Annotated in this window: 26 protein-coding genes and 2 pseudogenes; 14 read left to right on the top strand and 14 right to left on the bottom strand. The window is 65.3% G+C overall.

Going from position 1 to position 25712, the window contains the following annotated elements:
• Positions 1–15: 15 nt before the first annotated feature.
• Together ACCD06_RS22020 and ACCD06_RS22025 are read right to left on the bottom strand one after the other, a co-directional pair.
• Positions 16–891 (bottom strand): VOC family protein, encoded by an 876-nt coding sequence (locus tag ACCD06_RS22020; RefSeq protein WP_109072867.1) that lies wholly within the window; start codon positions 889–891, stop codon positions 16–18.
• A gap of 34 nt (positions 892–925) precedes the next feature.
• Positions 926–2212, bottom strand: a complete 1287-nt coding sequence (locus ACCD06_RS22025; RefSeq protein ID WP_413343526.1) for a hypothetical protein — start codon at positions 2210–2212, stop codon at positions 926–928.
• Positions 2213–2529: 317 nt separating this feature from the next.
• On the opposite strand from ACCD06_RS22025, the gene ACCD06_RS22030 reads away from it, so the two are divergent.
• Complete coding sequence (locus tag ACCD06_RS22030; RefSeq protein ID WP_109072866.1) at positions 2530–3243, top strand: TetR/AcrR family transcriptional regulator; 714 nt, start codon at positions 2530–2532, stop codon at positions 3241–3243.
• Positions 3244–3412: 169 nt separating this feature from the next.
• On the opposite strand, the gene ACCD06_RS22035 is transcribed toward ACCD06_RS22030, so the two are convergent.
• Positions 3413–3706 carry a DDE-type integrase/transposase/recombinase gene (locus ACCD06_RS22035; protein WP_413343529.1) on the bottom strand — a complete coding sequence of 98 codons (294 nt, stop codon included), beginning with the start codon at positions 3704–3706 and terminating at the stop codon, positions 3413–3415.
• Between the two features lie 226 nt (positions 3707–3932).
• On the opposite strand from ACCD06_RS22035, the gene ACCD06_RS22040 reads away from it, so the two are divergent.
• Positions 3933–4355 (top strand): transposase, encoded by a 423-nt coding sequence (locus ACCD06_RS22040; protein WP_413344077.1) that lies wholly within the window; start codon positions 3933–3935, stop codon positions 4353–4355.
• 216 nt (positions 4356–4571) lie between these two features.
• Here the strand turns inward: ACCD06_RS22040 and ACCD06_RS22045 are convergent, their stop codons facing one another.
• Both ACCD06_RS22045 and ACCD06_RS22050 read right to left on the bottom strand, forming a co-directional pair.
• Positions 4572–5060 carry a hypothetical protein gene (locus tag ACCD06_RS22045; protein WP_413343531.1) on the bottom strand — a complete coding sequence of 163 codons (489 nt, stop codon included), beginning with the start codon at positions 5058–5060 and terminating at the stop codon, positions 4572–4574.
• A gap of 119 nt (positions 5061–5179) precedes the next feature.
• Positions 5180–5758, bottom strand: a complete 579-nt coding sequence (locus tag ACCD06_RS22050; protein ID WP_413343533.1) for a TetR/AcrR family transcriptional regulator — start codon at positions 5756–5758, stop codon at positions 5180–5182.
• A gap of 317 nt (positions 5759–6075) precedes the next feature.
• Here ACCD06_RS22050 and ACCD06_RS22055 point away from each other — a divergent pair.
• A pseudogene (locus tag ACCD06_RS22055) lies at positions 6076–6219 on the top strand (IS5/IS1182 family transposase); the annotation flags it as partial.
• Here the strand turns inward: ACCD06_RS22055 and ACCD06_RS22060 are convergent.
• From ACCD06_RS22060 to ACCD06_RS22070, 3 genes are all read right to left on the bottom strand, one after another.
• Complete coding sequence (locus tag ACCD06_RS22060; RefSeq protein WP_109072861.1) at positions 6219–6410, bottom strand: hypothetical protein; 192 nt, start codon at positions 6408–6410, stop codon at positions 6219–6221. The pseudogene ACCD06_RS22055 and the gene ACCD06_RS22060 sit on opposite strands and share 1 nt — an antisense overlap.
• A 404-nt stretch (positions 6411–6814) precedes the next feature.
• Entirely contained in the window at positions 6815–7207 is a 393-nt protein-coding gene (locus ACCD06_RS22065) for a transposase DNA-binding-containing protein (protein ID WP_413343535.1), read from the bottom strand.
• Positions 7208–7232: 25 nt separating this feature from the next.
• A complete protein-coding gene (locus ACCD06_RS22070) occupies positions 7233–8096 on the bottom strand; it encodes a LysR family transcriptional regulator (protein WP_413343537.1) in 864 nt (287 codons plus the stop codon).
• 285 nt (positions 8097–8381) lie between these two features.
• On the opposite strand from ACCD06_RS22070, the gene ACCD06_RS22075 reads away from it, so the two are divergent.
• The 7 genes and pseudogenes from ACCD06_RS22075 (at position 8382) to ACCD06_RS22105 (ending at position 13284) form a co-directional block, all read left to right on the top strand.
• Entirely contained in the window at positions 8382–8660 is a 279-nt protein-coding gene (locus ACCD06_RS22075; protein ID WP_247871334.1) for an EthD family reductase, read from the top strand.
• A gap of 71 nt (positions 8661–8731) precedes the next feature.
• The gene (locus ACCD06_RS22080; protein WP_413343539.1) at positions 8732–9775 is read left to right on the top strand and encodes an NAD(P)-dependent oxidoreductase; all 1044 of its coding nucleotides are present in this window, start codon (positions 8732–8734) and stop codon (positions 9773–9775) included.
• Positions 9772–10422, top strand: coding sequence for an SDR family NAD(P)-dependent oxidoreductase (locus tag ACCD06_RS22085; protein WP_413343541.1), 651 nt, complete (start codon positions 9772–9774; stop codon positions 10420–10422). Before ACCD06_RS22080 ends, ACCD06_RS22085 begins: the two co-directional genes overlap by 4 nt.
• A gap of 8 nt (positions 10423–10430) precedes the next feature.
• The gene (locus tag ACCD06_RS22090; protein ID WP_413343543.1) at positions 10431–10673 is read left to right on the top strand and encodes a hypothetical protein; all 243 of its coding nucleotides are present in this window, start codon (positions 10431–10433) and stop codon (positions 10671–10673) included.
• Positions 10674–10723: 50 nt separating this feature from the next.
• Entirely contained in the window at positions 10724–11572 is an 849-nt protein-coding gene (locus ACCD06_RS22095) for an alpha/beta fold hydrolase (protein ID WP_413343545.1), read from the top strand.
• Between the two features lie 101 nt (positions 11573–11673).
• On the top strand, positions 11674–12204 hold the full coding sequence (locus ACCD06_RS22100) for a VOC family protein (protein WP_413343547.1): 531 nt from the start codon (positions 11674–11676) through the stop codon (positions 12202–12204).
• Positions 12205–12314: 110 nt separating this feature from the next.
• A pseudogene (locus tag ACCD06_RS22105) lies at positions 12315–13284 on the top strand (IS5 family transposase).
• A 119-nt stretch (positions 13285–13403) separates the two neighbouring features.
• On the opposite strand, the gene ACCD06_RS22110 reads toward ACCD06_RS22105, so the two are convergent.
• The 5 genes from ACCD06_RS22110 to ACCD06_RS22130 all read right to left on the bottom strand — a co-directional run bounded on the left by ACCD06_RS22110 (position 13404) and on the right by ACCD06_RS22130 (position 18380).
• Positions 13404–14135, bottom strand: a complete 732-nt coding sequence (locus ACCD06_RS22110; RefSeq protein WP_413343549.1) for a GntR family transcriptional regulator — start codon at positions 14133–14135, stop codon at positions 13404–13406.
• 109 nt (positions 14136–14244) lie between these two features.
• A complete protein-coding gene (locus ACCD06_RS22115; RefSeq protein ID WP_136702782.1) occupies positions 14245–15528 on the bottom strand; it encodes an ABC transporter substrate-binding protein in 1284 nt (427 codons plus the stop codon).
• A gap of 104 nt (positions 15529–15632) precedes the next feature.
• The gene (locus ACCD06_RS22120; RefSeq protein ID WP_413343552.1) at positions 15633–16436 is read right to left on the bottom strand and encodes an enoyl-CoA hydratase-related protein; all 804 of its coding nucleotides are present in this window, start codon (positions 16434–16436) and stop codon (positions 15633–15635) included.
• Positions 16429–17544 (bottom strand): alcohol dehydrogenase catalytic domain-containing protein, encoded by a 1116-nt coding sequence (locus tag ACCD06_RS22125; RefSeq protein ID WP_109072853.1) that lies wholly within the window; start codon positions 17542–17544, stop codon positions 16429–16431. Before ACCD06_RS22125 ends, ACCD06_RS22120 begins: the two co-directional genes overlap by 8 nt.
• Positions 17545–17549: 5 nt before the next feature.
• A complete protein-coding gene (locus ACCD06_RS22130; RefSeq protein WP_413343554.1) occupies positions 17550–18380 on the bottom strand; it encodes a phytanoyl-CoA dioxygenase family protein in 831 nt (276 codons plus the stop codon).
• A gap of 208 nt (positions 18381–18588) precedes the next feature.
• Between ACCD06_RS22130 and ACCD06_RS22135 the strand changes: the two genes are divergently transcribed.
• Entirely contained in the window at positions 18589–19755 is a 1167-nt protein-coding gene (locus ACCD06_RS22135) for an acyl-CoA dehydrogenase family protein (protein ID WP_413343556.1), read from the top strand.
• The gene (locus tag ACCD06_RS22140) at positions 19752–21242 is read left to right on the top strand and encodes a class I adenylate-forming enzyme family protein (protein WP_413343558.1); all 1491 of its coding nucleotides are present in this window, start codon (positions 19752–19754) and stop codon (positions 21240–21242) included. The genes ACCD06_RS22135 and ACCD06_RS22140 overlap by 4 nt, the downstream gene beginning before the upstream one ends.
• Before the next feature lie 7 nt (positions 21243–21249).
• Here the strand turns inward: ACCD06_RS22140 and prpR are convergent, their stop codons facing one another.
• Entirely contained in the window at positions 21250–23238 is a 1989-nt protein-coding gene (gene prpR, locus ACCD06_RS22145) for a propionate catabolism operon regulatory protein PrpR (RefSeq protein ID WP_413343560.1), read from the bottom strand.
• Between the two features lie 285 nt (positions 23239–23523).
• On the opposite strand from prpR, the gene ACCD06_RS22150 reads away from it, so the two are divergent.
• Together ACCD06_RS22150 and ACCD06_RS22155 are read left to right on the top strand one after the other, a co-directional pair.
• Positions 23524–24723, top strand: coding sequence for a CaiB/BaiF CoA transferase family protein (locus ACCD06_RS22150; protein WP_413343562.1), 1200 nt, complete (start codon positions 23524–23526; stop codon positions 24721–24723).
• Between the two features lie 3 nt (positions 24724–24726).
• A complete protein-coding gene (locus ACCD06_RS22155; protein ID WP_413343564.1) occupies positions 24727–25644 on the top strand; it encodes a hydroxymethylglutaryl-CoA lyase in 918 nt (305 codons plus the stop codon).
• Positions 25645–25712 lie beyond the last annotated feature (68 nt).

The following is a 25712-nucleotide window of genomic DNA, read 5'->3' on the forward strand; positions in this document are numbered from 1 at the left end:
TAAATTGCAAGCCGGCTAAGCAGCGGGGGCGATGACGACGCGGTCGCGGTCGAAGATTTCGATCCGACCGCAGATGCCGCCGGTGAACAGTCCGTACCAGACCGCCGGCTTCAGCCCGAGCGCACGACGCTGGAACTCGACCGGCCCAGCGGCATCGATGCGGTCGTGGGTGTCCAGCGCGGTGACGGTGCAGTCGTCGCGCCCGCGGGCCGCGCGGGTCAGGCTGGCGAATTCCTCCAGCCGCGGCACGAAGATGCTGACCGCCGCCGCGTTGCCGCCGTCCGGATTGAGCAACGTGGACTTGCGTGCCCAGACCTCGTCGATGGCAACGACGCGCCGGCCTTCGGTGGATGCGGCATCCTCCGCGTCCAGAGCGGCCCGCAGGGTCAGGGCGGCATCGGTGGAATCGATGGCGTTCAGCGGCCGCAGCTTGCGCGTGATTTCCACGAAATAGCCGTTGGGATCGCGCACGTAGATGGACTCGATCACCTCGTGCGTGGTCTCCACCGAGACTGTCAGACCTTCGGCTTCCAGGCGCCGCTTCCAGCCCTTCAGTTCCTCCTCACTGTCGACGAGCCAGGCGGTGTGGGTCGCGTCGAAGACGTGATCGTCCGGCAGTGGCGGCATCGATGCGCGCCCCACCAGCGCCTCCGGTTGTTCGGACCCGAGATAATAGAAGAAGGCGATCGTGCTGCCGTTGCCGCTGTCGAAGAAGAAATGCAGGAAGTCGGGATGGGTGGCCGGGCCCCAACCGCGCGCCGAGATGACATGGACGAGCGGCAGGCCCAGCTTGTCGCGGTAGAACTCCACGGTTTCGCGCAGTTTCCAGGTCGGGCGGGCGGTATGGTCCACGCCGCGCAGGCGGAGCCGCGTCGCGGGTTGTTCAAGCATGCTGGTCTCCTTGAAATCCTATCGTTCGTGGCGCTCAGCCGCCGAAATGGTCGCGCAGCCAGTCGCCGACCGCCCGGCCGGCGGCGTAGCGCCCCGGCTCCTCTTCCGGGATCAGTGCCCGACCGTGGTGGTCGCCGCGGATGCGCAGATGGGTCTTGTGTCGTGTGGCGAAGCCGTCGAAAAGAGCCGCGGCAGTCGACGGGAAGGTCGAGACGTCGCCGGTGTACTCGACCAGCAGCAACGGCTGTTCGATGGCCGGCGCGGTCTTGTATAGGGCGGCGTTGGATGACAAGCCTGACCACGTCGACAGCCACGCCTCCGGCGAGCAGACGCGGGCAAAGCCGACCGCGCCGTAGTTGGAGGCGAAGGGATCCCGCCCCCACAGCGTGCCGTAGCCGCGGTCGGAAGGATCGAGGGTCAAATCGAAGCAACGCAGGTCGGCGTCGGTCCGCCAGACGGTCATCAGCGGCGTGTGGGCGCCGCGCCGCCGGTCGTCAACGCTGCCGGTTTCCTTGGCGCGCTTGCGCGCCGCCAGCCGTTCCGCGATCAGGGCACGCGCCCGCTCGTCCAGGCGCGCGACCCGGGCCTTCTGGGCGGAGCGGTAGCGCTCAACGAAGTCCGGGGCATAGCGGGACGGTCCCGGAGGCTCCGCGAAGCCGTTCGCCGGGCTGAAGGGGTCAAGGGCGGGCTCCACCGACAGCGCGTCGTCTTCGTTGGTCACCGACGGGTCGATGCAGCCCATCAACAGCATGCCCTGGCCGGGGTGAGGAGCGACCAGCACCAGCCCGTCGACCACCGGCATGTCGAGCGACGCGAGGTTGGTCGGCCGGCCGCCGGGCGTGCGGGCGATCCGCCGCTCCGGCGCCAGTTGCGACTGTTGCATATAGAAGCCGTAGAGACTGCCGCCGCCGGAGTTGCCGAGCAGGACGATGCGGCGGAATCCCTGGGCGCGCAGGAAGGACAGCCCAGCGGCGACGTCGAACAGAGCCGTCTCGTGTTCAAGCCGGCTGTCGTTGCCGACGGAGCGTGGCGACTGGGACCAAGCCGCGAATCCGGCCTCTACGATGTCCGGGACAAGGTAATGGCAGGCCATGAATTCCCGCGGGTGCATGATGCACACAACCGTGTCGCTGCGCCCGCGGACATAAAGCGTGCCCCCCGTCGCCGCCCGATCGGCCGTGCGTAGCGCCACGTTGCGCGTCAGCGTGCCGTCAGGAAGGTCGCGTGGGTTCCAATCGGTGTTGAGAAATCCCGCCGTCGCCGCCTGATCCGCAGCCTGATGTGCGGCAGGCGTGGGTGTGCCCGAAGCCGGCATGTCCATCGTCTCCCTTTTGGAGGGCGGCGTGATCCGCCCATATGTTGGTCTTGAGGCAGGCCGGCACGGCTACTCACTGACGCTGCCCGCTCTGCATATTTGACATCGTGACGAATAATTGACGGTACCGTCAATAGGCGGAAATTCCTGTCAAGGCGCGTTTTGCCGCACCTGCGATGTGGCCATTGCTTTTCAGCGCAATGTTTTCAAAGGCTTCGATGCCGCCGGGTACCAAAATGCTCGTCTGTCAACGCTTCAAAAATTTGACGTATGCGTCAAAACCTCCCATCCTGCTGCGTGGAGAAACCTGGTAGGAGGACGGGGTGGGCAGAACATCGGCCAAAGCGGAAACCGGCCGGAAGGCGCTGCTGCGCCAGAGCGTGCTCGACGCGGCGGCGAAGCTATTTGCCGAACGCGGCTTCGCGGGCACCAGCTTCCAGGACATCGCGGACGCGCTGAATGTCGGGCGCACAGCGCTCTACTACTACTTCAAAAGCAAGGAGGAGGTGCTGGCTTCGCTGGTGGAGGAGGTCACCGTTGTCAGCGATCGGCAATCCGCCATGCTCTCAGCCCGCACCGACGACGATCCGGTCGAGGTGTTGCGCTCGATGGTGAGCGGCCATGTGGAGCTTCTCCTCTCGCACGCCCTCCAGTTCCGGGTCGTCGATCGGACTGAGGTGGAACTGCCGCCCGACGTGCGCGCAGTGCACGAGCGATCCAAGCGGGCCGTACTCGACCATTTCACGGCGCAAATCGCACGAGGGATACAGCAGGGCGTGTTCCGTCCCGTCGACGCCCGCGTCGCCGCTTTCGCGCTGATCGGCATGTGCAGCTGGACGACGTGGTGGTTTCATGAGGGCGGGCGCAAGACGGCCAGGGAGGTCGCTGGGATTTTAGCGGATCTGGCAGTGCACGGCCTATTGCGGTCGGACGATCAGCGCAAGACGTCCGGCGATCCCGGCGATCTGTTTCGCCAGTTGCACGAGAATCTGGATTGCCTGGAAATCCTATACAAGCAACAGGATGCGGGAGCCTGAAGGGGTTCCATCGGCTTTGTCACGGCAACTGAGTTGGCAAGTAGAGCTTGCGAACTTCGCAACTGGTTCACGCCGCGGCGGTCGCGGCCTGCCAGTCGGCCACGGCCTGCGCCCGGAAGGTGCGCAGGGCAAGGCGGGAGACCAAGTGGCGCTGGAGGTTGAAGGTGTTTTAGACGGCGGCATGCAGACAGGCGAAGCGCTGGGCGGAACGCGTTGATTTGAACCGCTGCATCTTGCGCTCTCGTCGCCGCTCCGGCTGGTGTGAGACCTCGACGCGGTTGTTTGTTTGCCGCCCCTGTTCATGGTGGGCGGTCAGACCGAATTGGCGGAAGGCGGCCCGGTAGGACTGGAGCTTGTCGATGGTGACCTGGGTGGGCGCGAAACCGTGCTTTTCCAGCAGTTTACACATCAGCTTGCGGGTTGCCGACTTATCGTGCCGGCGCTGGACGAGCACCTCCAACACCTCGCCTTGTCATCGACAGCCCGCCACAAGTACATCAGCTTTCCGCTGACCCTGAACACCATCTCGTCCAGATACCAGCGCGGGCTGGGCTTGAGCCGGAGACGCCGCAGGTTGCCGGCGATGGCCAGCCCGAACTTCACCACACAATGCCGGACCGGCTCGTAAGACACCTCGAAGCCCAGCGGCTCCGAGTTGCTTCGCGCGTGGCGTGGACGGCGGCTAGAAGATCTGCGGCGTAAAGGTCAGCATCGCCGTGGAGAAGTACGGCCTGCCGCTGGCCATCGACGCCGCGCCGGCCAATGTACACGACACCAGAGGCATCGTGCCGGAGCTGCGCCAGTTCGCCGGACGTGGCTTCCAAGGGCCGGCCATCGACGATCTCGGCTATCGCGGCGAACGTCTGGCCAAAGCCGCGGAAGCGTTCGGCATCACAGTCCGGCCGATCGCCCGCGGCCGCAAGGGGGTATTCATCGCCACCGAGATCGCCTGGGTGGTGGAGCGCTCCTTTAGCTGGATCAGTCGCTACCGGCGATTGAACACCATCGTCGAGCGGACGAAGGAGCACCTCATCGCTTTCGTCCGAATTGCCTTTATCTCGATCCTTGCACGGCGCCTAAAGCGGCTCGTTCCCCAGGAGGTCAGCGCATAGCTGCTGCAAACAGCTTCTCACAAATTTAGGGGGTTCTGCACGCCGGCTCTATTCCCGTGACAATGCCCCGCCGAGAGGTATTTGCCTACATGGAGACCTACTACAAACGACAGCGCACACATAGGGCCGTCGGCTATACAACGCCCGAACGAGCCGAGCTACAATCCGCGTGAACCCGCGTCTACCGAACCGGGGCAAGATCATTCCGTTGGCCTCCTACTTCGTGGCCGCCCTGCCCTGCCTTGCTAAGTGGAGGAGTTGGGCGGTCAGGCCGACCACTAAGATAGCCGCCAAGCAACCCTGGGCGCCAAGGAGCAGTGGCGACTTCAGGTCAGTCACCAATGGGTGGCCGTCCGGAACACGGCGCAGGATTTCGCTGACGGTCGGCACCAGCAGAAGAAACGCGCTCACGCTCAGACAAACGATCTCGATGTATCCGGCCGAGCGCCCCGCCCCAACAACTCCCTTGACCCCATAGCCCGCGAGCAGGAGGAGGATCGTCACGGCGCCGATGGCGTAGCTGACCGGCTGATGTGCCACGAGGAGAACTGTCGAAGCGCCGATCAGCATGGAAACGAAATAGACGGCGCCCGCCTTGGACCGGGGAACGATCCGACCATGGCGGGCAAGCATATAGAAGGCCATGGGAATGGCCGGCAGGCTGCCGAGCGTATGGGCCCAGCCAAGCGGCGAAATTCCGAGCATGAAGGATTTCCTTCCTTATCCAGTGAGGCAAAGCAGGCTACTCGGCGACGCCGCCATATCTACCTATCAATCGATAGGTAAAACAGGCATGCGTTCAATCTCCCGGCGAAGTGCCGTCTTCAAGCGACGATTCGCTGCAGCAAAGTACGGGCTATCGCTCCGAAGGTTGCGGCGTCGCCATAGGCGCGAGCGGATAGCATCGCGCCATGCACGCCGGCCATGAACAGTTCGGCATCGCTCCTGGCGGTTCCGACCAGCCGGAGACGGCCTTGTGCGGCGCCTCGCTCAAAGACGGAGGTGAGCCTGTCTGCGAGCTTGCGGAAATGCGCCCGCACTTCGAGAGCGACTGCTTCGGGAAGCACCGGACTCTCGCCCGCCAGCAGCGCGCAGACGCAGAACGGGTCGGTCGTGTCGGCGAAGCACCCCTCCCAGTAGCCGAGATAGGCGCGAAGCTGTTCGAGGGGATCAGAGACGTTCCGCTCCAGTTCGACAAGCCCGGCCTCGACCTCCTGTCGGTATTGCGCAACCAGCACGCGGACCAGATCCGCCTTGGCGGGGAAATGGTGGTGGATGCTCGCGGTGCGGATGCCGACGACCTTGGAGATGTCGGCGTAGCTGAAGCTGTTGTAGCCGCCCCTGGTGATCAGGGAGCGCGCACAGCTTAGGATGTCGTCGGCTCTGGTCGATGTGTTCCTCATATCTCTACCTACCAACTAGTAGGTATCCTGTCAACGCGAACTCGATGCATGCGTATCAACAGGTATTGTCACATAATACGTGGGTGTGGCGAGCCAGAGGTGCGCTGGGCATGGCAGCGGGATGAGACGCGAACCTGATCCCCGGGTCCAACATTACCTATGGCGCGCCGTCGACCAGGACGGCTTGGTGCTCGGTCTCCCAGGGCAGAGCCGGCCCAATACCCAAGCCGCCAAGTGATGCCTAAGGGTCCGGACCCATAAAGAGCCTTTCCCGCAGGGAATCGTTGTGACGCAAAGCCCTGGAAAGGGGCGTTGTGATGCGCAATGGCAAGTTCTGGTTGACGATGGAGCAGTTTGGGTGGCGTGAGCCGCACCTTCCGCGCGACACCCGAGGCAAGCCGCGCATGGATGATCTCCGTGTAATTAGCGGAATTGTCCATGTGCTGAAGTCGGGCGGACGCTAGGCGGATATTCCGTCGACGGTGGTGTCGCCTTCGAGGGCGAGCCCGTCGACGCAGATGCGGACCAGGAATTGTGTTCCCAACTCCTGGGTCAAGCAGAACAACTCGTAAATGTCGCTCTCGCGATCGCCGACATGGATGCAACGTCCCAGATCGCCGAACAGCTCCGTAGTTCGCCCCAGGTACTCCAACCAGCGGACGCTCTCCTGCTGCTCGATCGGAATCCGCGTCGGGTGATCCTCCTCTTGAGGGGGGCGGTACCGTTGAACTTGGTGCGGGTCGAGTACTCGACCGCGCCCAGGCCAAGCAGCAGGCCCTCAGTCGTGACCGCTAGGCTGGCGTGCTTCAGCAACCCACACACGGTGTGCATCCCAAACCGGTCATCCTGATCTTGACCGCTGTTCATCCAGACGGTCTGGCCGATCTTCTCGGGGTGCTCGCGCTGGGAGGAGAACTCCGTAATGTCCTGAATGACCAGGAGGGGGCCGGTGGTCGCGGCGATACGCCGGCGTATCGAGTCGAAAGTGCCGGCGAGGATGTCCTCTTCACTTCCGCGGTCGTTGGCGAAGAATCGGTAGGCCGCCTTCGTGTTGGCTCAGTCCTGGCAAGCCAGAAGGATGCTGCCACCCATCGCCCCGGCCATCTGATCGAGCAACGTGCCCAAAAGGTAGCTCAGTCGTTCGTCGGCGAGGCGGCAGCCGGCCAGTTCATCGTTGATCCATGCGTTTGATCCTGTGGCCATCGGCACCTTTTGAACATCGTTCAGGGCCAACAGACCAATAGTCACTTTGTCTGGACCGGGAGGCGTCATCACCACCGGTCCGGCGCCAAGCTTGACGTCCACGGGATCAGCACACCGTTGCTCAAGGCCTTCCTTGATCGTTACGCGCAGCATGCGACGATGATGGAATTCACGACAACCCGGCACTGGATCCGCGAGGAGCGACCGGCCGAGACGACTGCAACGATCTTGGAATTTCTCGGGCAACCTTGAATCATCTCCGGGTCGCACATCATGCGGTCCCATTCACAAGATGGTCCGATACGGTCGAGATGAACGCACGAAGACGCTGAAGACGCCGTAGGTCCCGGTGATAGCCCATCCAGATGTCTCGCGCCGGCGGCGGCGTCGGCAGTTCCAGTCTGCGGATACCCGGGATCTGATTGCCGACCACGCGGGGCAGGACGGCGATGCCGACGCCTTGCCTGCACATGCGCCCCTGGACGTTGCGGTTGTTCGATCGCAAGACCGGTCTCGCGTTGGGGAAACTCTCGATGAGCCACGCGATGTCAGGGAAATGACCCGTGGACGTGTCGTGGGTGATCAGCCGGAAACCGGTCCCATCGCCATATTTCGGCTCCTGCGCCTCTTCCGCGATGTAAACGCCATACTCAAGGCGGAAGAGCCGTCGCTGAACAATGTCAGCAGTGTCGAACGGAACGATACGAAAAGCGACGTCGGCCTCCCGCTGGGCGAGGTTGAACTGGCGCGTGCCCGTCAGGATCTCGACGTCGACATTGGGGTGGGCTTTCGAGAAATCCGCCAGGATGGGAGGCAGGACATAGGCCCCGAACCAGTCCGCGGATGAAATGCGCAGATTGCCCTTGAGATTCTGCTCCTGCCCCGCAAGCCGGCGCTCCATCGCCAGCGCGCTTTCTTCCATCTGCTCCGCCAGCGCGATGATCCCACGGCCCTCTTCTGTCAGAACAAGACCGTCCGCGGTGCGCTGGAAGAGCGTGTGACCGATCGCCTGCTCAAGTGCGCGGAGGCGCCGACCGACGGTCGGATGGCTTGTCTGGAGGGAACGCGCGGCGGCACCGAGCGTACCGAATCGCGCAATGGCGAGAAAGACTCTGACATCACTCCATTCCATCATGCCGACCCACACAAAATTGAACGCCGAGAGTACAGTTATGTCACTTACGGAACAAATCTAAATGCCTAGATTGCTCTCATCGTTTGGAGGTGGACCCTGCTGCGGACCCGCCAGATCCATGCGGGCCGCCGCTTGGGTGAAGGAAACGTGACCCTGGCTGCGGCACCCAAGGGAAGCTCGTCCGGACTGAACAGAGAGGATTTTCCTGAGGGGCGGCGGAACGCGGCAGCCCGCCTCGAAACGCGCAAATGAGGACTTCGACGATGATCACGATGCTGGTGACCTATGCGGGCGATGAGAAAAACGCCATTCGACCGCGACCATTGGATCAACCTGCACCTCCCGTTCGTCCGGGAAAGCTGGGGACGTTATGGGCTGGTCAGCGCCGGAAGGTTCTTCCCGCAAGGTGATGGTGCTGGGCTGATCGCGGTCGGGGTCGTCAACCTCCGCGACGAAGCCGCCATGGAAGCGGCGCTCAGGTCGCCGGAAGCCGCCCAGATCATGGCTGACGTCGACATCGTCACCGCCATCAAACCGCAACGCAACATCGTGAAGCCGCTCTGAACGGCACAGCGGTGCCTGTCGATTGCGGGGGCCGCTGATCTCTCCAGGTCTGCGCCCCGGCCGGCGTCACCGTGATCGGCGGTGTCTTCTACGCGCTCAGCGGGGCGTGCGCCGATGCTGGCCAACCTGTCGGCGCAGGTTTCGGCCTCACGATCGCCCGGCAGCCTGCGTCCGATCCCGCGCACAGCCCTCATCTGAACAACAGGAGAAAGAACATGCAGATCGGGTTCATCGGTCTCGGCAATATGGGCTCGGCAATGGCCCTGAACCTCGTGAAGGCCGGCCATGACGTGCGGGCCTGGAACCGCAGCAAGGTCGCACAGGAAAGCATTCCCGGGGTAACGCTGGTCAAGCGCGCGGCGGATGCATTCCAGGCTGACGCAGTCTTCACGATGCTATCCGACGACCCTGCCATTCGGGAGGTGATCCTCGATGCCGGCCTGCTGGCAAGCGCGCAACCAGGGCTGACCCATGTTGTCACCTCGACGATCTCGGTCGCTTTCGCGCGGGAACTGGAGTTGCTGCACGAAGAGGCAGGCCTTGGCTATGTGTCCGCACCGGTCCTCGGACGACCGAACGTAGCGGCGAGTGGCCAGCTTAACATCCTGGCGGCCGGGAAGGCCGATGCAGTTGCCGCGATCGAGCCGCTGCTCGCTTCACTCAGCAAAAAGATCTGGAAGTTGGGGGAGAATCCTGCTCTGGCGAATACGGCGAAGCTCGCCTGCAATATGATGATCGCCATGGCTATCGAGGCGATGGCTGAGGGTGTCGTGCTGACCGAGAGCGTCGGCCTCGACCGTGCGGATTTCTTCGAACTCATCTTGGGCACCCTTTTTTCGGGTCGCGCCTATGAGAGCTACAGCGCGCAGATCACGGAACGGTCGTTCAAGCCGGGTTTCAAAGCCGAACTCGCGCTTAAGGACATGCGTCTCGCGACTGAGGCCGGCAACGAGATCGGACGCACGCTCCCGATGCTCGAAGCTGTCCGCGAGGGGCTCAGCAAAGCCGTCTCGGCGGGCTTCGGAAAGAAGGATTGGTCGATCATGGCCGACATGACGGTTCGCGGCGGCGACAGCATGGCCTCGTCCGAAAGCAACCCGGAGAAGACCGAATGAAGACTTGGCTCATCACCGGCTGCTCAAGCGGCTTCGGACAACGCCTCGCGCTCGCCGCGGCACAACGCGGCGATCAGGTCATCGCGACGGCCCGCGATGTCAAAGCGATCGAAGAAATGGCCGAGCCTTTCGGCGGCCGCATGATCACCTCGCCGCTAGACGTGACGAATGCGGCCGCAGCCAAGGCAGCGGCCGCAACGGCGGTCGAGACATTCGGCGGGTTTGACGTGCTCGTGAACAATGCCGGCTACGGACTGTTCGGCGCAATCGAAGAAGGCACGCCTGAAGAATATCGGCCGATGTTCGAGGTGAACGTCTTCGGTCTGATCGAAACCACCAGAGCCGCCCTGTCCGTCCTGCGACACTCGGGCGGAACGATCGTCAGCATGTCCTCCGGCGCCGGCATCGCGGGCAGCGGAGGCGGAGGCGGAGGCGGAGGCGGAGGCGGAGGCGGAGGCGGAGGCGGAGGCGGAGGCGGAGGCGGAGGCGGAGGCGGAGGCGGAGGCTATTACAACGCCGCCAAGTTCGCGGTGGAAGGAATTTCCGAAGCGCTCGCCAGCGAGCTGGCGCCGTTCGGCATCCGCGTGCTGACCGTCGAGCTGGGCCATTTCGCACCGATTTCCTTGGCCGTTCCATCAGGATGGTGACCAACGAGATGCCGGAATACACCGCGAGCTCGCGCAAGCACTATCGCGAAACCAACAACGGCAATCAGGCGGGCGATCCCGACAAGGCGATCACGGTGATCATGCAGGCAGTCGACGCCGATGACACCCCGCTTCATCTGCCACTCGGCCCCATCGCGCACGCGATCGCCGAGCGAAAGCTGGCTGCGTTCCGCAGCGATATCGACGCTTGGCGCGACGTCTCGATCGCCACCGATTTCGATCAGCCCTGAGCGCCGGCCGCAAGCTCTGTTCAAACGTCAACATCGACCGGAAAGCGATTATGATCGCAACTTTGAAGGGGTTTACCCAGCAGCTGGTGCCGGTGAATGGCATCAAGATCAACGCTGTCACGGGAGGCTCAGGTCCGCCGATCCTTCTGCTTCACGGCTGGCCGGAAACATGGTGGGAATGGCACAATGTGATGCCGCTGCTGGCCGAGCATTTCAGCGTGGTGGCCATCGATCTGCGCGGCGCAGGCTTTTCCGACTGCCCGCTCGACGGCTATGACAAGGCAACGATGGCCCGCGACGCGCACGAGGTCATGATTGCCCTTGGGCATGAACGCTACGCCGTGTGCGGACATGACATCGGCGGAATGGTCGCCTTGCCGCAGGCCGCCATCTATCGGAAGGCTGTTACCCACCTGGCCGTCCTCGACGTTCCGCTTCCCGGCTGGACCGAATGGGAGGCGACGACCGCGAGGCTCTGGCACTTCAGCTTCCATATGAACCGGGATCTACCCGAACGCCTGATCCATGGCCGTGAATGTGACTATGTTTCGGCTTTCATGGCAGAGCGGTTCTACGATCACAGCACCTTCAATCCGGCGGACATCGAGATCTACGCGAAGGCGATGGCTCGTCCTGGCCGAACGCGCGGCGGCATGGAATGGTATCGCACCCTCGCCACCGATCATGCGGCTGCTCTTGAGTACAAGAAGAACCCCCTCGAGATACCGGTCCTTGGTCTGGGTGGGGACCAGCGGTTCGGTGCGCAGATGGTGCCGATGCTCAAAGAGTTTGCCAGTCATGTAACCGGTGGCTCGATCACGCGGTGCAGCCACTATGTCGCGGATGAGCGGCCCAACGAAGTCGCGGCCGCCCTGGTCGATTTCCTCAAAGCCAACTGAAACTCTGCGCCCGCGCCGTCGCGGGCCGGGCGGATCGCGACGCAGCGGGCGAATTGCGCCCGAAGCGGTCGCGATGGATAGACAAAATCAAGGAGACTGTCATGACCGCACCTCTCATTCGCGGCGTCAATCATATCGGCATCACAGTGCCCGACATCGAAGCGGCAAAATCGTTCCTGGTGAAAGCCTTTGGCGGCCAAGTGATCTACCAATCCTTCGGACCGCAGGATCCGCCGCGGCAGGGACCCGAATTCGAGCGGGCCGTCGGCGCTTTCCCCGGAACGGTTGTTCGTGCGCAGGCGATGGTCAAGATCGGAACCGGACCCGATATCGAGCTTTTCGAAATGCACGGCCCCGAGCAAGCCGAGCCGATCCAGGCGAGTGACTTCGGCATCACGCACTTCGCTCTCTACACCGACGACATCGACGCATCAGTCGAGCGCTTCGAGAAGGCTGGTGGCACACCCCTCACAGCGCCGCGCGCAATTCCTTATGCCACCGAGAAGGGTCCTGGAAACAAGGTCTGCTACTGCCGCATGCCCTGGGGCACGACGATGGAATTCATCACCACGCCGGACCGTATGCCCTATCATGACCAGACTGAACTGCGCAGGTGGCAGGACGAGGACTGAGCAGGGCGCGAAGAAGGGACTCGCATAGACGTTGGCGCATAAATCGTCGGGGGCTGGCGGTGTGAGGGTTCTGGCGGGTATAGAGGCGTCCCGCTGAAGCCGAGAGCCCGATGCCTTACAAGGCCAACGAAAGCCGTCGCCACAAAATCCCGAAGGCGCGCTACCGGATCGAGAACTGGTCGAACTACGATGCGGCGCTGCGCCGGCACGGCGACCTGACGCTCTGGGTGACGCCGGAGGCGATCGCCGTGTGGACGCCGCCCGCCACGGGGCGGCGTGGCCGGCCTTCCCGCTACTCGGACTTGGCAATCGAGACCGGGCTGATGCTGCGCCTCGCCTTTGGTCGTCCGTGGCGCCAGACCGAAGGCTTGCTGGGTTCGCTGATGCGCCTGCTCGGACTGGAACTGCCAGTTCCAGATCACACGACCTTCTCCCGGCGCAGTGCCAACCTGGAGGTCGCGTCGGCGCTGGCCCGGACGGACGGGCCGGTGTCGGTGGTCATCGATTCCACCGGGCTGAAGGTGTTCGGCAAGGGCGATTGTCACCTCGAAAAGTACGGCGGCACGGCGCGCCGGACGCGGAGAAAGCTGCACTTGGCGGTCAATCCCGATACTGACGAGATCCCGGCCTCGGCGTTGACGTCCCACGAAGAGGGAGACACTTTGCTGGTCGGCCCACTGCTCGACCAGATCGCCCGTCCGATCGGCACGGTGCTGGCCGACGGCGCCTATGACGGCGAGCCCGTCTACCGCGCCGTCGCCGCCCACACACCCGACGCCGAGGTGATCATCCCGCCGCGCTCGAGCGCTGGTGCCGAGCGACACGGCCGAGGGCGCCCCCACGCAGCGTGACCGCCACATCCAGCTGATCAACGAGCGTGGTCGGCTGGGCTGGCAGCGGGCGGTCCACTACGGCCACCGCTCCTTGGACGAGGTGGCCATGATGCGCTACAAGCAACTGATCGGGCGCAGCCTCCGTGCTCGGACTCTGCCTGCCCAGAAGGTCGAGCCCACCGTCGGCTGCAATGTCATGAACATGATGACCAGCTTGGGCATGCCGACCACCCGCAAGGTCGCCTGAGCACCACTGACCGCCGGTGAACTCCGCTCTCGCGCCAATTTGTGCATCAAAGTCGTCCGCGCCAGCATCGGCTGAGCCGTCGCCGCGTCACCTCTGCTGCATGGCCTTGCCGGGCCGCCCTATTGCGCCGCGTGGCCGTCGAACGGGTAGCGCAGGGTCTCGCGCGCATAGGCCTCGACATAGGCCATCAACCGGTCGGAGGCCGCCGCCGCTTCATCAGCGTCGCCGCGGTGGATCGCCAGCATCAGGTCGGCATGGGTTTTGGCTCCATCCTCCAGGCTGCCGGTATGGACATGGTAGTTCTGGAACCAGAAGCGGCGGGACAGCGACCGCAGCGGCCGGATGGTTTGGGTCGCCACCGGGTTGCGGGCGCACTGATCGAGCAGCTGGTTTACCTCCTGGTCGAGATGCATGAAACGCATACCGTCGCCGGTGCGCGCCGCCTCCAGCATCTCGTCGGCGATGCTGCGGCAGCGCTCCCGCTCGGCCGGCAGGGCGAAGCGGGCGGCCCGCCGGGCGATCAGCCGCTCCAGCTCACGCCGCACATCCAGAACATAGAGTTGGAGCTTCACGTCCACCTCGGTGACCATGATCCCGCGTGACGGGACGATGGTCACCATGCCGTCCAGTTCCAGCCGCTTCAGCGCCTCGCGCACTGGGGTGCGGCCGATCCCGAGTTGGGTGCTGACCTGCTTCTCCGACACGAAACTGCGCGGCGGCAGCGTGCCCGACACGATCAGCTCCTCAATGGCGGCATAGGCCTGATCGGCCATCGATCCGGCTTCGGTCTGGGCACCCGCCTGCTGCCCCATCTGCTGACTGGCCGGCTCCGTCACCCTGTCGCCCCTCATCCATTGCCGCCGGTTCGACCCGACGCCCGCTTGCGTCCCTCGTCCTGGCTTTAGCGCGCCGGGACGGAGGACGCAAGCGGGTACAGGCGCCGCAAACTTGCCCGTCCTATTACGGTTTGCCGGCGTCGGCGGATTTGCGGATCAGCGGGCATTCGCTCTCCGCCAGCGGACGGGCCGCATCGGCGGCGGCAATGACGCCCAACTGCTTGTAATAGTCCCATTTACCTTTGGATTCCGCCGGGGTTTTCACCTCGAACAGATACATGTCGCGCAACACCCGGCCATCCTCGCGGATGCGGCCGTTTTTGGTCATGAAGTCGTTGATCGGCGTGTCGCGCATCGTCTTCATCACGGTCGGCGCATCAATGGTGCCGGCCGCTTTCACCGCCTTCAGGTAATGGGTGATCGCACCGTAATTGCCGGCCTGCACCATGGTCGGCATGCGGCCGGTCCGGTCGAAGAATCGTTTGGAAAAGGCGCGGGTCTCCTCATTCTGATCCCAGTAGAAGGCCTCCGTCAGCACCAACCCCTGCGCCGTCTCCAGGCCAAGCGCATGGATGTCGGACAGGAACATCAACAGCCCGGCCAGTTTCTGGCCCTGCTTTGTAATGCCGAATTCCGCCGCCTGCTTGACGGTGTTGATCAGGTCGCCGCCCGCGTTGGCAAGCCCAATGACCTTGGCCCCGCTCGCCTGTGCCTGCAGCAGGTAGGAGGAGAAGTCGGCGCTGTTCAGCGGATGGCGGGCCGAGCCCAGAACCTTGCCGCCGGCCCCGGTGACGAAGGCGGCGGTGTCGCGCTCCAGCGACAGGCCGAAGGAATAATCGAGCGTGATGAAGTACCAGCTGTCGCCGCCCTGCTTCACCATGGTCCGTCCGGTCCCGGCGGCCAGCGCATAGGTGTCGTAGACCCAGTGGATGCCGTTGGGCGAGCAGGCCTTGCCGGTGAAGTCCGATGAGCCGCCGGCGGTGCCGAAGACGATCTTGTTCTTGCGCCGGGTCAGTTCCTGGATCGCCAGCATCACCGCCGAATTGGGCAGGTCGATCACCACCTCGACATTCTTGTTGTCGTACCAGTCGGCGGCGATCTGCACGCCGATGTCGGCCTTGTTCTGGTGGTCGGCGGAAAGCACCTCCACCGGACGGCCGAGCACGGAGGCGCCGAAATCCTCCACGGCCATCTTCACCGCCTCGAGGCTGCCGCTGCCGCTGAGGTCGGCAAGCGAGCCGGACAGGTCGGTCAGCACGCCAATGCGGATGGGGCCGGTCGCCTTCTTGGCAGGCGCAGATTGAGTGGTGGTCGTCTGGGCCGCGGCCGGCCAGGATAGCGTGCCGAACGCCAGCGCGATGCCGGCAGCCGTGGCGGCCAGGAACCCGTGGGACACGAGTTTCATCATGGATCGTCCCTCCCTTTTCAGGTGATCGTCTGGTTGTCTGAAGCCTTACTCTTGGCGGGTCGGTCGTTGGACGCCGATCCTTACAGCGGCTGAAATGCACAGAATTAAGTGGCCGGCTTCATCGTCGCCGCGATGGCCAGACGGGATTCCTCTCCCGCATGGCAGATGCCCTGCAACGCCGCCGCCATGTCCAGCATGGTGGAAAGGTCGACCCGGCCTGCCTGCTGCAGCATGCGTTTGGTCATCCGAACCGCCTCCGGCGGATTCGCGGCGATCTCCTCCGCCAGAGCGAGCGCCGTCGGCATCAACTCGGCGTCCGGCACCACGCGGGAAACCAGCCCCAGGGCCGCAGCCTCCACCCCGCCGACGGCCCGTCCGGTAAAGGCCAACTCGGCGGCGACGGCCGGTCCGGCGACGCGCGTCAGAAACCACAGCCCGCCGTCGCCGGAAATCAGCCCCAGCTTGACGAAGTTTGAACTGATGCGTGCCGACTCCCCGGCAATGCGCAGGTCGCACATGAAGGCCAGATCGCAGCCGGCGCCATAAGCCGGGCCGTTCACCGCCGCGATCACTGGGATCTCGAGAGCAGCCATGGCGCGTGGGATGCGCTGTACCCCGTCGCGGTAGGCGTTGCGCACCTGGTCGGCGGGGCCGCCGAACATGCCGCGCCGGTCACGGATGTCATGGATGTTGCCGCCGGCGCTGAACGCCTTGCCGGCGCCGGTCACCACCAGCACGCGCACCGAGCGGTCGTCTCTCATCTCCTCCAGCGTCGCCACCAGCGGGTTCAACACCGGTGGATCGGTGACGGCGTTGCGGGTTTTCGGCGCGTCCAGCGTCAGGATCGCGACGGCGCCCCGGCGTTCCAGCCGGACCTTGCCAGCGCTTTCGTCCGTATCGTCACTCATGCATCACCACCACGGCGCGGATCACGTCGCCGCGCTCCACGTCTTCGAAGGCCTCGTTGATAGACCCGAGCGGCAGGCGCCGGTCGATCAGCTCGTCCAGACGCAGGCGGCCGTCGAGATAAGCCTGTGCATAGGCCGGGAAATCGTCGGCCGCCTTCGCCCCGCCCAGGCTGGAGCGCAGGATGCGCCGTTCGCCGCTGATCGAGCCAAAGCGCAACTCGACCAGACGGTTGGGATCGGTTTTGCCGAGAATGGTGACGCTGCCGCCCGGCCGGGTGCAGTTCACCGAATCCTGTAACGAACCGATGACGCCCGCCGCCTCGAAGGCGTGGTCGGCCCCGCGCCCGCCGGTGATTGCGCGCACCTGGGTGGCCAGATCCTCGCCGCCGAGCATGGTGTGGGTGGCGCCGAAAGCGCTGGCGCGCTCCAGCTTGTCGGCGCGGCGGTCGACGGCGATGATTGCCCCGGCTCCGGCCAGCCTTGCCCCCTGCACGACGTTCAGCCCGACCGGGCCACAGCCGACCACCACCACGCTGTCGCCCAGGCCGACACGGGCGACGCGCAGCGCCGCACCGACGCCGGTGATGACGCTGCACCCCAGCAGGCAGGCACGGTCGAACGGCATTTCGTCCGGCACCGGGATCGCCGCGGCCTCCGGCACCACGGCATATTCGGCGAAGGACGAGACGCTGAGGAAATGGCCGACCTCTGCCCCGGCGGCATCGCGCAGCCGCTTGCGGCCTGCCGACAGGGTGGCGGCGCGATGGTTGGGCACCACCATGTCGCACAGCATCGGCTGGTCATGGCGGCAGTAATAGCATTGGCCGCAGGCGGCGTAGATCGTGCACACCACATGCTGGCCCGGCTTCACCCGTTGCACCGCGGAGCCGACCGCCTCGACCACGCCAGCGCCCTCATGGCCAAGCACCACCGGCGGCGGCACCGCGAAGGCTCCGGTCATCGCCTCGCGGTCGGTGTGGCACAGGCCGGCGGCATGCATGCGGATCAGCACATCGCCCGACTCCAGCGGCGCCAGGGTGAGCGGTTCGATGGACAGCGGCGCTCCCGTCTCGCGAAGCACCGCCGCCTGGAAGGTCGATCCCGCCATCCACCCTACTCCGCCGCCGGCCGTCGGATTCCGGCCTCGGCCCAACGCAGGATGCCGTCGTCGCTACCGGTCTGCAGAGGCTCGCAGTTCCGGGCCACCACCCATTCGGGGCGGGGATTTTCGACGCCATGCGGCCGGTTGGAGACCTGATTGTAGACGGTGTAGATGTGCCAGCGCGAATGGCGCGACATGTTGTGGCCGGAGCCGTGGACGATGTTCGGATGGAACAGCACCACAGTGCCCGGTTTGCCGGTGATCGCCACCGGGTCGCCGAAGCGGCGCATGATGTCGATGACCTGATCCTTGGGCACGGTCCACAGCTTGTAGGACGTCGTGGTTTCGTCCATCTCAGGATCGAGCCGGCCCAGCTTGTGGCTGCCGGGGATGAAATACAGGCAGCCGCCGATCTCCGTTGCCTCGTCCAGCATCAGCAGCGAAGTGGTCATATCCGGCCGATCGACGCCGTCGGTCTTCCAATAACCGTAATCCTGGTGCCACTGCCAGATGGCGCCGTCGATCGCGTCCTTCAGGTTGCATTTTGTGTGGTAGACATAGACCGGCTCGTCGCCCAGCACCTGGCGCGCCGGATCGATCACCCGCGGCAGCGTCGCCAAAGCCTGGAACGGCGGCGAGGCGGTCGGGCTGCGTTCGTCGTGGACGCGGAAGACCGTCCGAACGGTGCCGCTCTTCTCACGGATCACCCCTTCGGCTTCATTTCTCGTCACCCTCAGCAGGTCGCGACGCAGGATTTCCACCTCCTCGCGCGACACGAGGTCGGGAAACACCAGATATCCGCGCTCCTCATACTCCGCCATCTGCGCATCGGTCAGCCTCATGGCATCCTCCCTCGGTTCTGAATCGAAGATACTGTTGATGTACAGCCGATATATCGGTACCATATTATCGTATGCAAACGCGTTCAATGGAAAATGTCAACGATCAGCACATCGAACAAAAGGCGTGGGGGACGGACCGGCTCGTTCGGCCGCATTGAGCCGACGACCGGCGTCGATGCCGACAGGATCCAAAGGGAGGACATGGCCGATGCAGCTGCCGACAGCGTTGTGGACCGATCTGGTCGAACCGGATTTCCTTGTTCCGCTAAGGCGCGCCGTCGCCGAGCATGTGGAGCCTGACGCCGACGCCGTCGATCGCGAGGACATCTATCCGGTGGCGGCGATTAAGGAACTGGCCCGTCGGGGCTACACCAGCCTGACCCTGCCGCAGGAACTCGGCGGGCGCGGTCTGGGCTTCGCCCATTGCGCGGCGCTGTTCGAGGAAGCCTCCTACGCCAGCGCCGCCGTCGGCATCAGCCTGATCACCATCCTGCAGGCCCAGACAATCATCCACCTGTTCGGCGCCGACAGCCTGAAGCGGGCGGTGCTGCCGGAGTTCGGCCGCGGACTCATCACCTCCTACGCCCTCACCGAGGCCAACCACGGCAGCGACATCCGCAGCCTCGACACCAAAGCGGTGCGCGACGGCGACCGCTGGATCCTGAGTGGGCGCAAGTCCTTCATCACCTCCGGCTCGGCGGCAGAAGCCTATGTGATCCTGGCGCAAACGCCGGTCGGCGTGTCTGCCTTCTTCGTCCGCCAGGGCATGGACGGCGTATCGACGGAGGAAGGCCCGAACGCCGCCACCTTCGGCCTGCGCAACGGTCCGCACGTCGATCTGGTGCTGGATCGGGTGGCGCTGCCTGCCGATCATCTGATCGGGGTGGAGGGCAAGGGCGTACGCCAGGCGGTGACGACGCTGGACTATTCGCGGACCATGGCCGCCGCCATCAGTCTCGGCATCGCGAGGGCTGCCTTCGACGGTGCCCTGGCCTTTGCTGCCGGGCGCAGCGCCTTCGACCGCAAAATTCTCGATTTCCAGGGAATCCAATGGTACTTCGCCGACATGCTGGCGGAAATCGACGCCGCCCGGCTGTTGACCTACGAAGCCGCGCGCAAGCTGGACGACCATGACGACATCGCCCGTTTCGGCAGCGAGGCCAAGCTGCTTGCCAGCCGGGTCGCCACAGATACCGCCGCCCGCGCCGTGCAGATCTGCGGCGCCTACGGCGTCATGGAATCGGCGCGCTTCGGACGGTACCTGCGCGACGCCAAGGCTTACGAAATCGCCGGCGGATCGTCGGAAATCCTCAAGAACACCATCGCCAAGCGGCTGCAACAGCATGTGATCCGGCAGCAGGAGGCGCTGTCGTGATCGCCGATCCGCTCTATGCCCGCGCCGCCGCCACGCCCGACCGTCCCTTCCTGCTGTTCGGGGACCGCACCATCACCTACGGCGCCATGGTGGCGCTGGTGGACAACGCCGTCGAGCGGCTGGCCACGCAGGGCGTGACGGCCGGCCAGACCGTGGCAATGATGGTCGGCAACCGGCCCGGCTTTCTCGTCGCATGGTTCGCATTGTCGGAACTCGGCGCCATCACGGTTCCACTCAACACCGCCCTGGTCGGCGAGGGGCTGCGCTATTTGCTGGAACAGAGCGAAGCCTCCCTGCTGATCGCCGAAGAGGAGTTTCTCCCCGCCCTGCCCGCCTCCGCTCCGGCGCTGTTGCCGATGAACGACCGCTTCGAGACGGCGTCCGGCCGCGAGTGGACTCCGCGCCGCCGCCTCGCCCTGCCCGGCGGCACGGCCAACGCCATCCTCTACACCTCCGGCACCACCGGGCTGCCGAAGGGGGCGGTCATCCCGAACGCCTGCTACGAGCTGGCGGGCGAGCATATGGCGGCGGCGCTGGAGCTGACGGACGAGGACCGGATCCTGCTGTTCCTGCCGCTGTTCCATGCCAACCCGCAGATGTATGGCGTGATGTCCTGCCTGCGGGCCGGGGCAACCATTGCGCTGCTGCCGCGCTTCTCGGCGTCGCGGCTGTTGGAGGATGCGCGGCGTTACGGCGCCACCGGCTTCACCTATGTCGGCACGGTGCTGAGCATCCTCGCCAAGCGGCTGACCGGGCCGGAGCGCGGCCATTCCCTGCGCTGGGCGGTCGGCGGCGGCGCGCCCCCCGGCGTCTGGCGCGAGATCGAGGAGCGGCTGGGCCTTGCGGTGCGCGAGCTGTACGGCATGACCGAGACCGGCGGCTGGGTGTCGATGAACACGGCGCAGGCCGCCAAGTTCGGCAGCGTCGGCGCGCCACGGCCGGACACCGAGCTGTGCGTGGTCGATGCCGACGACACCCCGCTCCCTCCCGGCGAGAAGGGGGAGATCGTCGTCCGTCCCCGCCGTCCCGGCCTGATGTTCGACGGCTACTGGAAAAAACCCGAAGCGACGGTGGCGGCGACGCGGAACCTGTGGCTGCATACCGGTGACCGCGGCATGATCGACGCCGACGGTTTCCTGCATTTCGACGGCCGGATGAAGGAGTTGATCCGGCGCGCCGGGGAGATGATCGCCCCCGTCGAGATCGAAACGGCCCTGCTGAAGCATCCGGCCGTTCAGGACTGCGCAGTCGTCGGCGTTGCGGACGACATTCTCGGCGAGGAGATCAAGGCGGTGATCGTTCCCCGCCCCGGCTTCGACCCGAGGGAACTGCCGGCATTCCTGACCGGCCGCATCCCCGCCTTCATGTGTCCGCGCTTCGTCGAGTTGCGGACGGAAATCCCGAAGACGGCCACCCAGAAGGTTCAGCGCCATCTGCTGCACGACCATCCCGGCGACATCGTGGATCTGGGGCGGCACAAGGGGTGATGCGCCGCTAATCCCTTGCGGCATCCTCGCCATCCGCGGAACCGCCGAGACCAAGCTGGTGCATGCGCCGCCACAACGTCGCCCGGCTGATGCCCAGAGCGCGCGCCGCCTCCGCCCGATTGCCGTGGGTGCGGGACAAGGCGCTTTCGATGGCGGCGCGCGCGTCGCCGCTGTCCTGGCCCGCAGCCCCATGCCCGTTCCCGCCGGCCGGCCTGTCCTGCCCAGGCGGTTCGAGAAACAGCTCAGGACAGTCATGACGCAGAATCCCGGCGGGAATGTCCTCGACGGTGCCGAATTGCAGAACAAGCATGGTCAGACGCTCGCAGATATTCTCCAGTTCGCGCACGTTGCCCGGCCAACGGTAGCTGGCGAGCCGGGATTTCAAAGGCTCGACGACGACCGAAGGCGCCAGCCGGATCCCGGTGCGCTCCAGGCAGGCGGCGACGAACCCCTCGGCCAGCACCGGCACATCCTCCACCCGGTCGCACAGCGGCGGCAGGCGCAGGCGCAGCGTGTTCAGCCGGTAAAGCAGGTCGGCCCGGAACGCGCGCTGCGGCACCAGTTCCTCCAATGGCTGATGGGTGGCCGCGATCACCCGCAGATCGACCGGAACCGGCACGACACTGCCCAGACGCACGATCTCGCGCTCCTGAAGCACGCGCAGCAGCCGGGTTTGCAGGGCCAGCGGCATGTCGCCGATCTCGTCGAGGAACAGCGTGCCGGTGTGCGCCGCCTCGAACAGCCCGACCTTGCCGCCCTTGCGGGCCCCGGTGAAGGCCCCCTCCTCATGGCCGAACAGCTCCGATTCCAGCAGGGAATCCGGAAAGGCCGAGCAGTTGATCGCCACGAAGGGGCGGCCGGAGCGCGGGCCGAGATTGTGGATGGCCTGGGCGAACAGTTCCTTCCCCGTCCCGCTGTCTCCGGAGATCAGCACCGTCAGGTCGCTCGCCGCGAAGCGCCGTGCCGTGGCTCGTGCCTGCTCGATGGCCGGACTGTCGCCGCGGATGTCGTCGAGTGTGTAGCGGGTCGTCCGGTTGGGGCGCCGCCGGGTCTGGGACCGCAGGCTGACGTCCGCCTCGCTGATGGCGCGGGCGTCGTAGACCGTGATCATGGCACCGGTGACCTGCCCATGCTCGCGGATCGGGATGCGGTTGGCGATCCAGTCGCGGCGGCGGAACGTCAGGACACTGCCCTTTTCCGCCTCGCCGCTGCCCAGCACTCCGCGCAACGACAGTTCCGGCGCCACCTCCGCCGCGACCCGGCCAAGAATGGCGTTCGGGGGAAAGCCCAGCAGGGCTTCCATCGCCGGATTGACCGCCGTCACCCGGTCGGCCGGATCGACTGCGAGCACCGCTTCCTGAACATTCTGGAGGACGCCGTTCAACTGGCTGTAGCGTGCATTTTCCAGCCGGGCGATGCGGGCCATTTCCAGCGCGTCGTCCAGCCCCTGGCGCACGCCCGCCACCGAATAGGCCAGGATGCCCTCCATTCCCAGCCGCTCGGTCGCCTCGACCACCACGCTCGACCCGATGATGACGGGAAAGCCGCGCTCAGCCATGCCCTTGACGCAGGCGACGGCCTCGTCCGGTGTCTCGTAGCAGCCCTGCTCCACCTCGGTCCGCAGCAGCCCCTTGATGGCGTCCAGTTCCGGGATGATGCGGCGGTGCATGACGATACCGACCCGGTTCGACCGCTCCCGCGCCTTCAGCAGCGCCAGCAGGATGTCGTAGCCGCCGACCTTGATGGTGGCGACCGGCGACTTCACGGTGCTGCGCAGGTAGCTGGCATTGGCGCCGGCGCTGACGAAGGCGTCCACCGCACCCGACGCCTCGCGCTCCCGCGCCACGGCCAATGCCGCCTCATAAGCTTGGTCGATCACCTCGATCTCGGCACGTTGGGCATATTCGTCCAGAACCGCACGTGCCAGCCGGGTGAGATGGCGGTAGCTGAGAAAGCACAGCCGCAACCGCCCATTGTTCGGATAGCCCAACGTCATTGGCATGGTTCCTTACCCCCCGGCCATCCGCCCTCCGCATCCGTCCCGACGGGGCCGGCGACATCGATCCGGGACTGCCGCCGTTTCATCAGCGTTGCAAACAAATGTTTCATGACACGTTTCTTCGCAACAAGCCACCCGTTTCATGAAACGCCTCTCTCAGTCCCCCGAATCACCAATCGATTGATATTGAAAGAAAAAATCATCGGGTACCGGATTGGCACACCGCTTGCTGATTGATGAGCGAACAAACATTCCGCAAACGAAGCATCTGGGGCGAAGGGTATGGCACCACTGAACGGCATCCGGCTGATCGACCTGACGCACATGCTGTCCGGTCCCTACGGCACCATGCTGCTGACCGATCTGGGGGCCGAGACGATCAAGGTCGAACCACCGGGTCAGGGCGAAGGAACGCGGCAGTTGCTGGCCGGCGATCCCGATTTTTCCCGGCACGGCATGGGGGCCTATTTCCTCACGCTCAACCGCGGCAAGCGCAGCGTCTGCATCGACCTGAAAAGCGAGGAGGGGCGCGCGGTCTTCCTCGACCTCGTCCGCAAGAGCGACGTGGTGTTCGACAATTTCAGCGCCGGTGTGACGGAGCGGCTGGGCATCGACTTCGCGTCGCTGTCGGCGGTCAACCCGCGCATCGTCACCTGCTCGGTCACCGGCTTCGGCGGCGACGGTCCCGATCCGAACCGGCCCGCCTTCGATCAGGTGGTGCAGGCGATGGGCGGCGGCATGAGCATCACCGGCCTGCCCGACGGACCGCCGCTGCGGTCCGGCATTCCCATCGGCGACCTGGGCGGCGGACTGTTCGGCGCGCTGGGCGTGCTCGCCGCGTTGCAGGAGCGGGAGCGGACCGGGGTCGGCCGCCATGTGGACGTGTCGATGCTGGACGTGCAGATCTCGCTGCTCAACTACATGGGCACGATGCACCTGATGTCCGGGCATGTGCCGGAACGGCTGGGCAACGGCCATTTCGTCCATGTTCCCTACAACACCTTCAGGACCGCCGACGGCCACATCATCATCGCCTGCATCGGGGACGCCTTCTTCGAGCGGCTGCTGCCGGTCATCGGTCGACCGGAACTGGAAGCACCTGACTACCGCCTGCAACCCGGCCGCTACGCCGACAAGGAGCGGATCGAGCGCATCGTCGGGGAGGAACTGGTCAAGGACAGCTCCGCCAGCTGGCTCGCCAGGCTGCGCGAGGCGCGGGTGCCCTGCGGCCCGGTCAATGATTTCGCCCAGGCGATGTCCGATCCGCAGGTGGTCGCCCGCGACATGGTGGTGGAGGTGCCGCTGCCGCAGGGCGGCACGGTGAGGATGCCCGGCAACCCGATCAAGCTATCCGGGGGCAAGCCCGACCGCTTCACCGCACCCCCCGAGTTGGGCCACGACACCGACGCGGTTCTGGAAACGCTGCTGGGCTACGGGCCCGAGCGTATCAGCGAACTGCGCGGTGCTGGACGGGTGGGGTAAGCCATGGACCGCCTGCTGTTGACCGAGGTCGCCCCGCGCGACGGATTGCAGAACCAGCCGATCCTCGTTCCCACCGCCGGCAAGCTGGAGCTGATCCGGCGGCTGGCCGAGGCCGGACTGACACGGATCGAGGCCGCCAGCTTCGCCTCGCCCAAGGCGGTGCCGCAGATGGCCGATGCCGAGGAGATCATCGCCGGAACCCACTCCCTGCCGGGTGTGGTGGTCTCTGCCCTCGCCATGAACGGGCGCGGACTGGACCGGGCGTTGTCCTCCGGAACGCCGCAGATCGCCACAGTGGTGGCGGCGACGGAGGAAATGAACCGGCGCAACATCAACATGACTCTGGATCGGGCGACCGCCGCCGCCGAGGAGGTGATCGGCCGCGCCCTGGAGGCGGGCATCGCTGTGCGCGCCTATGTCGCCGTCGCCTTCGAATGCCCGTTCGAGGGGCTGGTCGATCCGGCTGCCGTCGTCCGGCTGGCGGAGGGCTTCGCCGCCATCGGTGCCGGCGAGGTGGTGATCGCCGACACCATCGGCGCCGCCGCTCCCGGTCAGGTGACCGCCCTGCTGCGGGCGCTGCTTCTCAGCCTGCCGGCGGAGCGGATCGGCATGCATTTCCATGACACGCGCGGCTTTGGCATCGCCAATGCCCATGCCGCGATCGAGGCGGGCATCCGCCGGCTCGACGCCAGCGCCGGCGGGATCGGCGGCTGCCCCTTCGCCCCCGGCGCCGCCGGCAACCTCGCCACCGAGGACGTGGTGCTGCTGGCCGAGAAATCCGGCCTCGCCACCGGCGTCGATCTTCCCGCCCTGATCGGAGCGGTCGATGTCGCCGGACGCCTGCTGGGCCGGCCGCTGGGCGGACGGGCCATGCCGTGGCTGAGACGCAGCTACGCGCAGCCCACCGGAGATCCCCGTTGAGTACATACCGGAATATTCGACATCATTTGCCCTGCCGATAATTAAGACGCAAAAGGAAATAAAGTCCT

The organism is Azospirillum sp. CT11-132 (assembly GCF_047302835.1).
In the GTDB taxonomy this organism is placed as follows: Bacteria; Pseudomonadota; Alphaproteobacteria; order Azospirillales; family Azospirillaceae; genus Azospirillum.

Bases quoted from the DNA above. Each gene is read 5' to 3' on its own strand.
- ACCD06_RS22020 (WP_109072867.1), bottom strand. From the start codon at position 891: ATGCTTGAACAACCCGCGACGCGGCTCCGCCTGCGCGGCGTGGACCAT.
- ACCD06_RS22025 (WP_413343526.1), bottom strand. From the start codon at position 2,212: ATGGACATGCCGGCTTCGGGCACACCCACGCCTGCCGCACATCAGGCT.
- ACCD06_RS22045 (WP_413343531.1), bottom strand. From the start codon at position 5,060: ATGCTCGGAATTTCGCCGCTTGGCTGGGCCCATACGCTCGGCAGCCTG.
- ACCD06_RS22050 (WP_413343533.1), bottom strand. From the start codon at position 5,758: ATGAGGAACACATCGACCAGAGCCGACGACATCCTAAGCTGTGCGCGC.
- ACCD06_RS22070 (WP_413343537.1), bottom strand. From the start codon at position 8,096: ATGATGGAATGGAGTGATGTCAGAGTCTTTCTCGCCATTGCGCGATTC.
- ACCD06_RS22075 (WP_247871334.1), top strand. From the start codon at position 8,382: ATGCGGGCGATGAGAAAAACGCCATTCGACCGCGACCATTGGATCAAC.
- ACCD06_RS22085 (WP_413343541.1), top strand. From the start codon at position 9,772: ATGAAGACTTGGCTCATCACCGGCTGCTCAAGCGGCTTCGGACAACGC.
- ACCD06_RS22090 (WP_413343543.1), top strand. From the start codon at position 10,431: ATGCCGGAATACACCGCGAGCTCGCGCAAGCACTATCGCGAAACCAAC.
- ACCD06_RS22095 (WP_413343545.1), top strand. From the start codon at position 10,724: ATGATCGCAACTTTGAAGGGGTTTACCCAGCAGCTGGTGCCGGTGAAT.
- ACCD06_RS22100 (WP_413343547.1), top strand. From the start codon at position 11,674: ATGACCGCACCTCTCATTCGCGGCGTCAATCATATCGGCATCACAGTG.
- ACCD06_RS22110 (WP_413343549.1), bottom strand. From the start codon at position 14,135: ATGAGGGGCGACAGGGTGACGGAGCCGGCCAGTCAGCAGATGGGGCAG.
- ACCD06_RS22115 (WP_136702782.1), bottom strand. From the start codon at position 15,528: ATGATGAAACTCGTGTCCCACGGGTTCCTGGCCGCCACGGCTGCCGGC.
- ACCD06_RS22120 (WP_413343552.1), bottom strand. From the start codon at position 16,436: ATGAGTGACGATACGGACGAAAGCGCTGGCAAGGTCCGGCTGGAACGC.
- ACCD06_RS22125 (WP_109072853.1), bottom strand. From the start codon at position 17,544: ATGGCGGGATCGACCTTCCAGGCGGCGGTGCTTCGCGAGACGGGAGCG.
- ACCD06_RS22130 (WP_413343554.1), bottom strand. From the start codon at position 18,380: ATGAGGCTGACCGATGCGCAGATGGCGGAGTATGAGGAGCGCGGATAT.
- ACCD06_RS22135 (WP_413343556.1), top strand. From the start codon at position 18,589: ATGCAGCTGCCGACAGCGTTGTGGACCGATCTGGTCGAACCGGATTTC.
- prpR (WP_413343560.1), bottom strand. From the start codon at position 23,238: ATGACGTTGGGCTATCCGAACAATGGGCGGTTGCGGCTGTGCTTTCTC.
- ACCD06_RS22150 (WP_413343562.1), top strand. From the start codon at position 23,524: ATGGCACCACTGAACGGCATCCGGCTGATCGACCTGACGCACATGCTG.
- ACCD06_RS22155 (WP_413343564.1), top strand. From the start codon at position 24,727: ATGGACCGCCTGCTGTTGACCGAGGTCGCCCCGCGCGACGGATTGCAG.